The 12,877-nt window shown below is 56.6% G+C and carries 14 protein-coding genes; 1 reads left to right on the forward strand and 13 read right to left on the reverse strand.

Features of this window, described 5'->3' with window-relative positions:
* Nucleotides 1-320: 320 nt before the first annotated feature.
* The 3 genes from QZ305_RS02855 to QZ305_RS02865 are packed head-to-tail and all read right to left on the reverse strand — an operon-like array spanning nt 321 to nt 2,224.
* The gene (locus QZ305_RS02855) at nt 321-674 is read right to left on the reverse strand and encodes a substrate-binding domain-containing protein (protein WP_294729990.1); all 354 of its coding nucleotides are present in this window, start codon (nt 672-674) and stop codon (nt 321-323) included.
* Nucleotides 675-1,214 (reverse strand): LacI family DNA-binding transcriptional regulator, encoded by a 540-nt coding sequence (locus tag QZ305_RS02860; protein WP_294729978.1) that lies wholly within the window; start codon nt 1,212-1,214, stop codon nt 675-677.
* A 50-nt stretch (nt 1,215-1,264) separates the two neighbouring features.
* Complete coding sequence (locus QZ305_RS02865; RefSeq protein WP_294729979.1) at nt 1,265-2,224, reverse strand: carbohydrate kinase; 960 nt, start codon at nt 2,222-2,224, stop codon at nt 1,265-1,267.
* A gap of 286 nt (nt 2,225-2,510) precedes the next feature.
* Between QZ305_RS02865 and QZ305_RS02870 the strand changes: the two genes are divergently transcribed.
* Nucleotides 2,511-3,269 (forward strand): glucose 1-dehydrogenase, encoded by a 759-nt coding sequence (locus QZ305_RS02870; protein ID WP_294729980.1) that lies wholly within the window; start codon nt 2,511-2,513, stop codon nt 3,267-3,269.
* 182 nt (nt 3,270-3,451) lie between these two features.
* Here the strand turns inward: QZ305_RS02870 and QZ305_RS02875 are convergent, their stop codons facing one another.
* The 10 genes from QZ305_RS02875 to QZ305_RS02920 all read right to left on the reverse strand — a co-directional run.
* Nucleotides 3,452-4,390 carry a sugar kinase gene (locus QZ305_RS02875; protein WP_294729981.1) on the reverse strand — a complete coding sequence of 313 codons (939 nt, stop codon included), beginning with the start codon at nt 4,388-4,390 and terminating at the stop codon, nt 3,452-3,454.
* Nucleotides 4,391-4,393: 3 nt separating this feature from the next.
* Nucleotides 4,394-5,362 (reverse strand): bifunctional 4-hydroxy-2-oxoglutarate aldolase/2-dehydro-3-deoxy-phosphogluconate aldolase, encoded by a 969-nt coding sequence (eda, locus tag QZ305_RS02880; RefSeq protein WP_294729982.1) that lies wholly within the window; start codon nt 5,360-5,362, stop codon nt 4,394-4,396.
* A 7-nt stretch (nt 5,363-5,369) separates the two neighbouring features.
* Nucleotides 5,370-6,347, reverse strand: coding sequence for a C-terminal binding protein (locus QZ305_RS02885; RefSeq protein ID WP_294729983.1), 978 nt, complete (start codon nt 6,345-6,347; stop codon nt 5,370-5,372).
* 27 nt (nt 6,348-6,374) lie between these two features.
* Entirely contained in the window at nt 6,375-7,139 is a 765-nt protein-coding gene (locus tag QZ305_RS02890; RefSeq protein WP_294729984.1) for an SDR family oxidoreductase, read from the reverse strand.
* Nucleotides 7,140-7,314: 175 nt separating this feature from the next.
* A complete protein-coding gene (locus tag QZ305_RS02895; protein ID WP_294729985.1) occupies nt 7,315-8,133 on the reverse strand; it encodes a 5-deoxy-glucuronate isomerase in 819 nt (272 codons plus the stop codon).
* A gap of 195 nt (nt 8,134-8,328) precedes the next feature.
* Nucleotides 8,329-9,609: a TRAP transporter large permease gene (locus tag QZ305_RS02900; RefSeq protein ID WP_294729986.1), complete on the reverse strand. Its 1,281-nt coding sequence runs from the start codon at nt 9,607-9,609 to the stop codon at nt 8,329-8,331.
* Nucleotides 9,606-10,124 (reverse strand): TRAP transporter small permease, encoded by a 519-nt coding sequence (locus QZ305_RS02905; protein ID WP_217947208.1) that lies wholly within the window; start codon nt 10,122-10,124, stop codon nt 9,606-9,608. The genes QZ305_RS02900 and QZ305_RS02905 overlap by 4 nt, the downstream gene beginning before the upstream one ends.
* A 2-nt stretch (nt 10,125-10,126) precedes the next feature.
* On the reverse strand, nt 10,127-11,173 hold the full coding sequence (locus QZ305_RS02910; protein WP_294729987.1) for a TRAP transporter substrate-binding protein: 1,047 nt from the start codon (nt 11,171-11,173) through the stop codon (nt 10,127-10,129).
* A 203-nt stretch (nt 11,174-11,376) separates the two neighbouring features.
* Complete coding sequence (locus tag QZ305_RS02915) at nt 11,377-12,069, reverse strand: FadR/GntR family transcriptional regulator (RefSeq protein WP_294729988.1); 693 nt, start codon at nt 12,067-12,069, stop codon at nt 11,377-11,379.
* 256 nt (nt 12,070-12,325) lie between these two features.
* On the reverse strand, nt 12,326-12,877 hold a 552-nt coding region (locus tag QZ305_RS02920), incomplete at its 5' end, for a transposase (protein ID WP_294729989.1).

Consider the following 12,877-nt stretch of genomic DNA (forward strand, 5'->3'; position numbering starts at 1 on the left):
AAACAGAGGGCCCAGGAAACCAGGACCAGGACCGGCTGCAGCCGGCGGTTCCAGGCGATGCGCCATGCGTGACACCGCAGGTGCAGGATGATCATCAAACCCAGCAGACAGACAGCAGCCCAGTACAGGTTGTCCACGATCGGACAGAGTTTCTGCATATGTCTCCTGTGTTTTGCGGCCATCTTCTGATCCACCCGTTCCGTTTCCCGGGTACTTCATTTGTACTTCAATACTATGGAAACCGCAGCCCGTCTTTTCCCGGAGCATCAGCCCTGCCGGTCACCCCTCAGCCCCGCAGATCCTTCACCGACCCACCCGGTTCAAACCGTCAGCCGAGTTCCTGCTTCCTCGTTTTCGAACCGCACGGTGGCCAGCGGTGGCTGCATCAGTTCCCCGAACTCATAGCCGCCAAAGGCCATGATAGACAGATCGTCCGGAATCGACAGATTCAGCTGTCTGGCTTCCCGGATCACCGCCATGGCCATGCGGTCGGTGGCCGCAATCACCAGGCCCGGCCTGCAGTCTTCCAGGATCTTCCGGGCAGCTTTCCGCGTTTCTTCATAGGACCATGTGGCTTCCCCCGTGGCAATCTGTGTTCTTTCACTCTTCAGTCCGTCCAGCACTCCCTGCTTTCTCTGGACACCGACTGCCGCATCGGATTCACTGACTCCCAGTTACACCACATTTTCATGTCCCCTGTTCCGCGCGTAGCGTCCAGCTTCATACCCGGACCCATAGTCGTCATTAATCACGGAGGTTCCATGGCGGAAATTCTGGCCCAGAACCAGGAACGGCACGCTGCTGCCGTCCTGCAGCCGTTCACGGGCATCTGTGATCGTGGTGGCAATCAGGATCACACCATCCACCCGCAGGGACCGCAGATATTCGATCGCCTCGATCTCCCGGTCCGGATTGTGGCCGGTGGTCAGGATGATCACCGAATAGCCGGCTTTGCGCAGCGTTTCATCCATGGTCGTCAGCTGCCTGCCGGTCACCGTGGAGGTCATGGACGGTGCCACAATGCCAATCGTCTTCGTGGACTTCAGCTTCAGGTTCTGGGCTGCGGTACTGGGTTCAAATCCGGTGTCTTCTATGACCTTCGCAATGATCGCCCCGGTTTCTTCCTTCACAGATCCGCCGTTGAAGCAGCGGGAGACCGTGCTTTTGGCCACTCCGGCTTTTCTGGCTATATCTGAAAACGTCAGTTTTTCCATGCTCTGTCCTCTGAAAAAAAACCGCAGGGGCTGCCTGCGGTTTCATCGTCTCACGCTGCAAGAAAGGTTTCCACAGCCTCTCTGTCCGGCATCGCCGGAATGGCACCGGGTTTGCGGACGGTCAGCGCCGCGGCTGCGTTGGCAACTCCCAGAAGCTCCCTGACTGTTTCCGGATCCAGTCCTTCGGGGTTCAGGTCACGGGTGGCGAACTGCCACAGCACGGCACCCCAGAAGGAATCCCCTGCGCCGTTGGTATCCGCGATCTGTGACGGGATGCCAGGTACCTTGACAATGCCCGCCGATGTTCCGGCCATGGCTCCGTTTGCTCCAAGTGTGATGGCCGCAAACTTCACACCCGCATCCAGCAGCGCCTGCAGCGCCTCTTCCGGATCGGCCTTTCCTGTCAGCAGCTCCGTTTCCTCATCGGAGATCTTCATCAGATCCGCGAAGGGCACCAGGGACCGCATGGCATCCATGGCCTCCTGGCGGCTGTTCCAGAGACTGGCCCGATAGTTGGGATCATAGCTGACAAGCGCCCCGGCCGTCTTTGCTTCCCGGATGCCTTCCAGGGTCGCGGTGCGGGCCGGTTCATGGGTCAAAGACAGGGAGCCTACATGGAAGATCTTCGCATCCCGGATCTGCGCCCGGTTCAGTTCATCGGCAGACAGCTGGGTATCTGCCCCTGGCTTGCGGGCAAAGGAGAAGGTGCGCTCGCCGGTATCATCCACCGATACAAAGGCCAGGGTGGTGAAGTGCCGGTCATCCAGCAGCAGGCCGCTGGTGTTCACGCCTTCAGCTTTCAGGGTATCGGAGAGAAACTGTCCGTGCATATCATTCCCGGCTTTTCCCAGGAAGGCAGCGGTGCCGCCAAGTCTGGCCACCTGTACGGCGACATTGCCTGGTGCCCCGCCCGGGTGTCTGGCAAACAGCACCGCTCCGTTGTCTGCTGTACCGCTGTGGGTAAAATCAATCAGGATTTCTCCAAAAGCTGTCACGTCTGTCTGTTTCATGCGTGTATCCCTTTCTGCGTGTCTGCACACTGCTTTCATATTCAGTATAGGGACCCCCGCCATGATGCGCCCATGGGCCTTTCATGCTGTTTTATGGACATATGTGTCTTTTGTTTCACATACAGACAGGCTGGTTCACTCTGTCACAGGTTGAGGCAGCTGGATGCTGTCATGGTTCCGGTTTCCGGCACAGCATCGAAAGGCCGGTTTCTGCAAATATCACCGGTTCATCAGTCCGGTTTCTGTTATTATGAAAGCGCACGTAAAACAGAAAGGGAATCAAACCATGAAGCTGAAAAACAAATCCATTGTCGTGACAGGTGCATCCTCCGGAATGGGAAAAGCCATTGTGGAGCTGTTCGTCAAAGAAGGCGCGAATGTCATTGCGGTGGCGCGACGAAAAGAACGTCTGGAAGCCCTGGCAGAGAGCCTGAAGAACGAAGCCGGACAGGTGCAGGTCTATGCCGGAGATGTATCCCGGCGGGAGGACTGTGAAGGCATGATTGATGCAGCCATTGCAGCCTGGGGACGACTGGATATCCTGGTCAACAACGCCGGTGTCATGGATGACATGGCACCCATTGCCGAAGCCAGTGACGAGAAATTCCGCCAGGTCATGGACGTCAATGTCTATGGTCCCATGGCGGCGATGCGCAAGGCCATCCAGGTGTTCCTGGAACAGGGTCAGGGCGGCAACATCATCAACGTTTCATCCGTGGGCGCTTCCCATCAGGCAGCAGGTCCCATTTACGGTGCCTCGAAGGCAGCCCTGAATGCCATGAGCCGTAACACTGCCTTTATGTACAAAGGAGAAAAAATCCGGGTCAATGTGATCGCTCCAGGCGGCATCAACACGGAGATTGCCACTGCCATGGGCCGGCCGAACATGGATGGCTATACCCGGCTGGGGGCTGTGCTGAAGCTGAGTCCGGCGCCTGGCGAAGCCACGGATATCGCACAGTGTGCCCTGTTCCTGGCAAGTGACGATTCCGCCTATATCAGCGGCGACATCATTGCAGTGGACGGTGGCTGGACTTCATTCTGAGTCCAGTTCCGTCTGCTGAACCTTCACAGAGCATCCAGCCAGTACGAAAGGGACAGACTCTGCCTTGTCAGCAGGATCTGTCCCTTTTTGATCTGTTTTACTGTCTGCAATGTATAGAAAAAGACCGCTGCAGCGGTCTTTGTGGTGTTGTGTTGTTGTGCGTGAATGGCAGTGAAGTGTCTTTATGCGTCCATGAACGCCTGGAGCTGTTCTGTTGTCGGCAGTCCTTCGTTGTCTCCGGCTGTCATGACCTGGATGCAGCCGATGGCATTGCCCCGGCGCACCCCGTCCTCCATGGGAAGTCCTTCCAGCAGGCTGCTGATCACGCCCACCGCAAAGCCGTCTCCGGCTCCTACAGTATCCACGACTTTGTCCGCCTTGTACCCCCGCACCTTTGTGCTTCCTTCTGCCGTGAAGAGGTATGCACCATCGGATCCGTCCTTGATGATGACCGTCTTCGGTCCTTTCTCCAGGAAGAACGCCGCGGCTTTCTCCGGATCGGAGGTCCCCGCCAGGACTTCGCATTCCGCGATCCCCGGCAGCACCAGATCCGCCTTTTCCGCCAGTTCGTTCAGGACCCTCCGCATGGTCTCCTCATCTTCCCACAGCGCCGGACGCAGGTTCGGGTCGAAAGTCACAATGATCCCCGCTTCCCTTGCCCGGTCCATCAGCCGGTGTGTTGCAGCCCTGGCACTTTCGGACAGCGCCGGCGGGATCCCCGTCACATGCACCAGATCCACATCATCCAGGTCCAGCGCGTCAATTTCTGCCGCAGAGATGTGCGAAGCCGCAGACCCCTTCCGGTAATACGGTGCATAGGGATCGCTGCCGTCGGTCGTCCGGTTCTTCAGCTGGATCCCGGTCTTGTACACAGGATCCACGGTGATGAACTCTGTGCCAATGCCGTTGGATTTCAGCGCACCTTCGATGTAGCGGCCAAAGGGATCATCCCCCAGCCTTGTGAGGTACTGGGCGTGATGCCCCAGCCTGGTCAGGCCGATGGCCACATTCACTTCCGCACCGGACATGGAGCGTGTGAAGTGGCAGATGTCTTCCAGTTTCCCCGGCATGTCCGCTGTCAGCAGCGCCATGGGTTCGCCAAACAGAATCACGTTTGCCATAGGTCAGTCCTTTCTCACCAGATGGATCGCAAAGCTGCCGGTCTCCTTCTGGAAGTAGACCGCCTGGATCAGCCCGTTCGGGCGCCGCACGATGCTGTCCTGGTTGAATGCAACACCGCGCTTTTCCAGATACGCCATCGCCCGCTCGACATTGGGCGTGGAAATGGCGATATGGCCCTTCTTGCCCAGATAGGGAGATTTCAGTGTTTCCACATAGGTGTCGGAGAAGATCGAAGAGGGGTTCTCCCGGGCTTCGAAGCTGAACACCGTCTCGAAGAACTGCGCAATCTGATGTGCTTCCCCTTCATTGGCAGCATTGATGCCGATATGAGCCAGCTTCAGGTCCAGCATCTTCGTCACGGCACTATGGGCTATGGCCTGGATTTCGTCAAACCGGCCCTCCTGGATCAGGACGGTCGGTACCATCCAGCTGCCGCCGGCACAGACGACCTGAGGCAGTTTCAGGTATTCCTGGAAATTGTCCTCGCTGATCCCGCCCGTGGGCATGAACTGCATCGCCGGGAACGGACCCGAAAGGGCCTTGAGCATCCCGATCCCGCCAGCTGCCTGTGCGGGGAAGAACTTCACGAATCCCAGCCCTGCATTCACGGCTGCCGTCAGCTCCGAGGCACTCTGGATGCCCGGCACCACTGGCATACCCTGTTCGAGGCACCAGCGCACGACACTTGCGTTGTATCCCGGAGACACGATCACATCCGCGCCGGCGATCCTGGCACGCTCTGCCTGTTCAACATCCAGTACAGTCCCGGCAAGGATCACAACATCCAGCCCCGATTTACGGACCGCTTCAATGGCCTCTGCCGCCGCCTCTGTACGGAACGTGATTTCAATGCAGTCCAGTCCAGCCTGCAGCAGCGCCTTTGTCAGGTCAACCGCATGTCCGGCTTCATCGATCTTGACCACCGGGATCAGCCCGGCTGTCTCCAGGCTGCGTTTCAGTTCTTTGTTCATGGTTCTTTCAGCTTCTTTGATTCTCGGGTTTGTTGACCGGATAGCGGATGGGCTTTCCTTCCAGGAACGTCACGGATTCCTCCGCCACTTTCCGCTTCAGCTCGCTGGCTGCTTCCTCGGAATACCACGCCATGTGAGGAGTCACAATGACGTTCTCCTGCCGGAATAGCGCATTGTCCGGACTCACCGGTTCCCCCAGCATGCAGTCTAGGGCTGCCCCGCCGATCATGCCGGACTTCAGCGCCTCCAGCAGGTCCGCCTCGTTGATGATCCCCCCGCGGGCCACATTCACGATCAGGGCGCTGTCCTTCATGTCCCGGAAAGTTTTCTCATTGAACAGGTCTTTGTTTCCGTCTGCCGGACAGTGCAGGGAAATGATGTCCGACTCCTTCACCAGTTCATCAAAGGGTACCGGGGTCACATAAACAGCCGTTTCATTGGTTTCCCGGAAATACGGGTCAAATCCGATGACTTTGAAGCTCAGAGCGTGCATCTTCTGCGCGAAGTTGCGTCCAATCCGCCCCAGTCCCACGACCCCGCAGGTCAGGTCCGAGAACCGGTGCACCGGGATCGCCGTGGTGTAATCCCACTTCTTTGTCTTCGTCTGTTCGTTCATCGGCACGATCTTGCGCAGCATCGCCAGGCTCATGGCAATGGCGTGATCGGCCACTTCATTCATTCCGTAGTCCGGCACGTTGCCCACCTGCACACCGAGTTCCGTTGCCGCTGGCACATCCACCGTGTCCACACCCACGCCGTAGCGGACCACATACTTCAGCTTCGGGCAGGCTTCCATCACCTTCCTGGTGATGGGCGCATATTGCACGATGAACACATCCGCGTCCTGGCATTCCCGGATAACGTCCTCTTCTGTTTTGCACTGCTTCAGTTCCAGCGGGATCCCCGCTTTTTCCAGCACGTCCTTCTCGATCTGGATGGAGTCATGGTCACAGTCCGTGATGATCACTTTCAGGTCTTCGTTCATGTTCCTGTCCGTCCTTTCTGCCTGGGCCTACCGCACCAGGTAGCCGCCATCCACCGGGATGATCGCGCCGTTGATATAGTCCGATGCATCGGAGGCCAGCCATACGACCGGTCCCTTCATGTCTTCGCCCGTTCCCCAGGTGCGGTTCGGGATCCGGTTGGTGATCTCCGCGTTCCGGGGGTTCTCCGGATCCAACAGGGCCGTGTTCATTTCCGTGGCCATGTAGCCGGGTGCCAGGGCATTCACGTTGATTCCCTTGCAGGCCCACTCATTGCACAGCGCCTTGGTGATCTGCGCCACGGCACCCTTGGAGGCTGCATAGGCCGGTACAGTGTAGCCGCCGAAGAAAGACAGCATGGAGGCGATGTTGATGATCTTGCCACCTGTTTCCTGTTTCAGGAACTGACGTCCTGCCAGCTGGCACATCGCGAACACAGAACGAAGGTTCACGTCCATGACGAAGTCAAAGTCTTCCAGGGGGAACTCCTCGCTGGGATAGCGGCGCTGCACGCCGGCTCCGTTGACCAGGATGTCCAGATGTCCGCCGAGTTTTTCGACAGCCTCATTGAATTTCTCTTCGCGGGTGGCATCGTCTGTCAGGTTGCAGATGACCGCCTGACAGTCATAGCCCTGCTGACGCAGTTCTTCGGCTGTGGCTTCCACCTTGGGGTTGATGTCCATGATCACCACGGAAGCGCCGGCTTCCAGCAGTCCTTCCGCCATGCCCCGGGACAGGCCCTGGGCTGCGCCCGTCACGATGGCTGTTTTTCCTGTGAGGTTGTTCAGATTCATTGTATTGTCTCCTTGTTTTGTCGTCGTTTTTACGCCTGTACAGGCGGTTTCTTTTCACTGTTGCATATGGCCCAAAACAGCTGACTGTGTTCTGTTCCTTCCTGTCATTCTTTCGACTGCGGAATGTTCGGATCCCGACTGTGAATCCTTTATATACGTATATATATGCAGCTGGTCAGTCAGCCTGTTTTTCCGGATCGAATGCCGGATCCGGGATGGCCAGGTCGTAGCTTCTCTGTTCTGGACTGAAGGACGCCAGCACCCACAGATAGGCATTGCGTCCGCCCGGTGCCGCCGCTGTAGGGTGGTAGCCGCAGGGGGCCTGCACCATCGTGCCGGAATGCACTGTGTGCGCCACCAGATCCTCCACTTCCCCGCTCTTCAGATAGCTGATGTGGAACCCAAATCTCGGCAGCGGCATGTCGAAGTAACAGTATACTTCCTCCAGGTCCTTCTCGTGCTGGTGGGGCGGCCAGGACGTCCATGTTCCGTCCCCCGACCAGGTCAGCCCGCAGATCAGCCGGCTTGCTTCATCCCCGGGTGCCAGGGTCATCATGACCTCCCGCTGTCCCGATCCGCTTCCGTGGATCTGGTGGATGTCTCCCACCGGCAGGGTCGCATCGAACTTACGGAACATCGGCTGTCCGATGCCTTCGTATTTCGCACCGGCGATGTAGAAGATGCTGTCTTCTAGCGCCGTGATGGTGACCTTGTCCTGTCCGGGGATGTAGAAGGAATCAAACTTCTCCATCTCCTGGTCCAGGCTTTCATGATCCGAGAGCTTCGCCTTGCCGGCAATGAGCACCGGATGCAGCTCCAGGTCGCCGGATTCCAGGGTGTAACTCTGACCAGCCGGCAGGTTCAGACGGAAGATCTGTGCTTCCTGGCACTCCGCCGTGTCCGGCGTGATGACTTTGTGAAATCCCGGTTCTTCGGAAGACTGGACCTTCCAGCTCTCCAGCCGGGTCTTTGTATCTGTATTGGTATTGGACACTGTATTTCTCCTTGTTTAGTTCCTGATATTTGATTCGTTTTTCAGACTTTTGCATCGAAGTCTGCGATTGCCTGTTTCTTCTGACGGTCTCTTACGAAAACCGCTGTTCACGGACCTGATTTAATCTGAAGGTCAGCTCTGTCTGCCCCGGAACTCGGTCTGGACCCTCCTGAACAGGACGGCCCGGACGGAGGTCTACTTCAGCAAGAAAGTGCTGACCGCCGGGATCAGGACGACCGCCAGGAACACCAGGATATAGCCGATGAAGAACGGGATCTGGCCCTTGACGATTTCTCCCATCTTCAGCTTCGTCACCGAGGCAGCCGAGAAGATGTTCACAGCCACCGGCGGCGTCATTGTGCCAATGACATTCGAGAGACTCACGATCATACCGAAGTGAATCACATCGATGCCCAGACTTGCCGCGATCGGCCACAGGATGGGAACCATCAGCACACAGGTGGCAATGCCTTCCAGGAACGTGCCGAAGATCAGCAGGATGATGGCAATGATGATACAGAAGACCATCGGGCTCAGGTGCATACCCTGGATCCAGTGCACGAGTTCACCGGAAATGCCGGAGTAGGCGAAGATCCAGGAGAAGGCAGTGGATGTGGCGATGATGAACAGGATCATGGCCGAGCCCTTGGCGGAGTCCAGGAAAATGGGAACCAGGTCCTTGATGGAGAGCTCCCGGTAGATGAACATGCCTGCAATGAGGGCCCAGACCACGGCCACCGCCGCGGATTCCGTCGGTGTCAGCAGACCGGAGTAGATGCCGCCCAGGATGATCACAGGCAGCAGGATCGCCGGAATCGCGCCCACGAAGGATTTCCACAGGTCGCTCATGGACAGCTTTTCGCTGGTCTTCGGCCATTTTTCCTTGTTGGCCAGGAAGAGCACCACAGCCATCAGCACGACCATGATCAGGATGCCGATGAACATGCCGGAGGAGAACATATCGCCAATGGAGGCACCGGTGATCGTGGCATAGACCACCATGATGATGCTGGGCGGAATGATGGGGCCCAGGCCGCCGGACACCACCAGCAGGCCGGCTGTCCGGTCCTTGGGATAGCCCATGCGCACCATTTCCGGATACAGCATGGAGCCGATGGCGATGACCGTCGCCGGAGCTGATCCGGACAGGGCCGCGAAGAAGGCACAGGCGAGTACAAGGGCCAGGGCCATGCCCCCGCGGACATTGCCCACGATGCAGTTGGCGAAATTCACCAGACGGCGGGAGATGCCGCCTTTGGTCATGAGATTACCCGCCAGAATAAAGAACGGGATCGCCATGATGGACGTGGATTCCAGACCGCCGAAGATCCCCTGGGCAATGATGCCCACGGTTACCGTGAAGTCGGGGCTGAACACGATGGTGCTCCACACTGCCGCACCGAGTGCAAAGGCAATGGGGACGCCAATCAGGATAAAAAAGGCCATGGACCCGAACAGAAGCAGGGCGGTTGTCATGCGGCGCTCTCCTCTCTTGTATCTGGGGTATCAACGTTGGGATCTTTGAGCCGGACGATCATTTTTATGGTGGTGATGGTCTGCACAAACACGATCATCGCAAAGCTGATCACCAGGGCGGAGTATGGAACCGCCATGGGCAGGCCCATTGCCGAAGAAGTCTGGCCGGTAGCGAGCTGGAGTCCCACCAGCTTGATGGAGGAAATCAGGACGGAGACCGAGAACACCAGAAGGACGATCTTGGCGACGATCATGATGACCTGTCTGGTCCGTCCATAGAACTTGTCGACCACCGCCGTGACGGAAATCTGTGTGCCGTCCCGCAGTCCGACCTCCGTGCCAATCAGAGCCATGAAGATCATGCTGTAGGTGCTGGCTTCATCCAGCCAGGGCATGGAAAGCTTGAAGAAGTTCCGGTTCAGCACCTGGGTGAAGGTGCAGATGACCATGATGGCGAATGCCGCCACCATGATGACGTTTTCCACGGACGTCAGACCGTTGAGCAGTTTTTTCATGATCATTCCTCACTGGGTGCCGGGTGTTCCCTGAGCACTTCATCCACCGCAGCCTGCCATTCGGGATCAAAGGTGAATCCCTTGGCTTTGGCCGCTGCCTGATATTTCTCCTTGAGAACCGATGTATCTATGTCGTGGAACGTCACACCTTTTTTCTTCAGTTCCTCAATGGCTTCCTCGTTGGTCTCCTTCAGGTACTGACGCTGGGCGATGCAGCCTTCCCGGACGCCCTCCTCGAAGGGCTTTCGCAGGTCTTCCGGAATCATGTTCCAGGATTTGTCGGACATCATGACGGGGATATAGGTGAAGGCGTGCTTCGTGAACACGACATCTTTCGTGACTTCGTAGTAGCCGTTGGACAGGCAGTTGCTGACGGCGTTTTCCGCTGCGTCGATGGTTCCCTGCTGCAGGGCTGTGAAGACTTCGTTGTAGGCCATGGCAGTCGGCATGGCACCAAAGGATTCAAAGGCCGCCATGTGATAGGGGTTCTGCATGGTGCGGATCTTGATGCCCGCAAATTCCTCAGGTGTTGTGACGGGCGTGGTGGTGAAGGTATCGCGGAAGCCGGATTCCAGGTAGCCGATGACGTGGACGCCCAGTTTTTCCTCGGCGGCCTTTTCGATTAGCTTGCCGACAGGACCGTCCACTGCTGCGTGTGCCTGTTCCTCGGTTTCCCAGAGATAGGCCTGGTCCAGGATGCTCATTTCCGGGATCCAGTTGGTCAGTACTGAGTTGGCTGCAGAAGCGATGTCCAGGTCACCCTGGGAGCAAAGTTCAACAGAACCGCGTTCATCGCCAAGGGCGCCGCCGGTAACCACGATAATCTTGATTTTTCCGTCTGTGTTGCGTTCGACGTTTTCCGCAATGTCCCTGGCACCTGCATAGACCGGGGAGGTTTCGCCGTCCACAATGCCCATCCGGAAGACCAGGGGCTTGTCAGGATCAGGTTCTGTACTTTTGGCACAGCCGGGGAAAATGGCAGCGGCGAGTGCAAGAGCGGTACATAGAAGGGGGATGCGGGCTTGTCTGAACAATCGCTGTACTCTCATTTCGTTTACCTCCGTTAAAATGGGTTTCTCTGTCAAATTCATCCGATGTATTTGTCGATGACATAATCGCATTCCAGTCAGATTGTGTCCATGTAGACGCTTTCACAAAATTATTGTGGGATTTCTGTGTCATTCCCGAATATATTTATCGGATGTTTCCGGCGGTAAACATAAAATAAAAAACACCCTTTCGGGTGTTTGTCTCAGTCATGCAGCGGGGTTGTCATATCATCACAGATTCCTGACCGCAGGATATGCAAGTGCATGATCATCGCCCGTTTCGCGGCTTCGGGATCGTGTCTTGCCACGGCCTGTGCAACCTGTCTGTGACAGATGACTGTCTGGTCTCTGTACCGGTCTCTGGTCACGTCCACATTGAGGACAACGGAGGATGTGACCAGGGGGACCAGCCGGGAGACCACGAGGTTGCCGGTGCATTCTCCAATAAGTTTGTGGAAGAGTGCATCCTCCTCTCTGTAGGGTTTGTTGGCCTTGATGAGTTTTTCCACGCGGCTGCACTGATCCAAAAGGGCCTGCGCCTGTTCGGGTGTTGCATGGAGGGCGGCTTTACAGGCAATTTCCGGCTCAATCATAAGCCGGACATCCATCATATCCAGTGCCATTTTCTTGCTTTCCGGTTCCAGACTCAGTCCCAGGGGATCTTCCATGATGCCGTTTTTGTCGGACAGGAAGGTGCCGGCTCCCTGTCTGACTTCCAGAATATTGCGGGATGCCAGGCTCTGGACCGCTTCGCGCACGGTGCCCCGCCCCACTTCGAGCAGCTGTGTCAGTTCCTGTTCTGTCGGGAGGCGGTCTCCCGGTTTCATGTCATTGGTTCGTATATAGTCGAGTATTCCTTCGGCGGCACGTTGTGCCAGGGGTATGCGGTTGGCCATGGAACAATCCTCCTGCGGGTCTGCAACTGTCATTATACGGGGAACTGTCTGTCAAGTCAGCCAAATTTGTCCGATGAAAAGCCTGTGGCTGGGATTTGCGGCATGGATGAAGAATGGTCGGATGAATAATGTGAACAGACTGTCCCATTTGACAGGAATCGTCCTATGTATGGATGTAAGTGTCAAATCAAGGACATGTATCTGAAAAGAAAGACCTGGGATACGATATCCATTGCTGATACCGTTTCCCAGGTCTTCATTTCTTCCTGATATATAGATCTGCAGGTATGTCCTCTGAATACGGAGCAACTTCATCCAGGACACTATCCTTCAATCCTTCTGTCGACAGTTTCTCCTGTACCCATTCCAGATACTTCTCCGGATTCAATCCATTGTCCACTGCGCTCTGGAGCACACTAAAGCCCGCTGCAGTAGCCTCTGCTCCCCGCCTGGAGTCCGAAAACAGGAACCCTTTTCGCGCGACAACGAATGGTTTTACCATCCGTTCTGCCTTGTTATTGTCGATCAGAATCTTTCCATCCTCCAGCCACGCCCTCAGGCTCGCTTCCCTGCTCAGACAATATTTCACCGCCTGCCCCACTTTCCCGGATGGAGGGTATTCTTCCTTCATCTTCTTTACATGTAGTCCTGCGTCAATACTTACAAATTTGGTCAGCGCCAGCTGACCAAACGGATTCCGGATACGAAAAAAAAGCCGCCAATGGCAGCCGATGGAATCAATCTTCCGGTCACTCTCTGAAAACCATACACGATATCTCTTCCTGTTTCCTGTCTTCCGCAAAGCTGC

The organism is uncultured Faecalibaculum sp., from assembly GCF_910588395.1.
GTDB lineage: Bacteria > Bacillota_I > Bacilli_A > Erysipelotrichales > Erysipelotrichaceae > Faecalibaculum.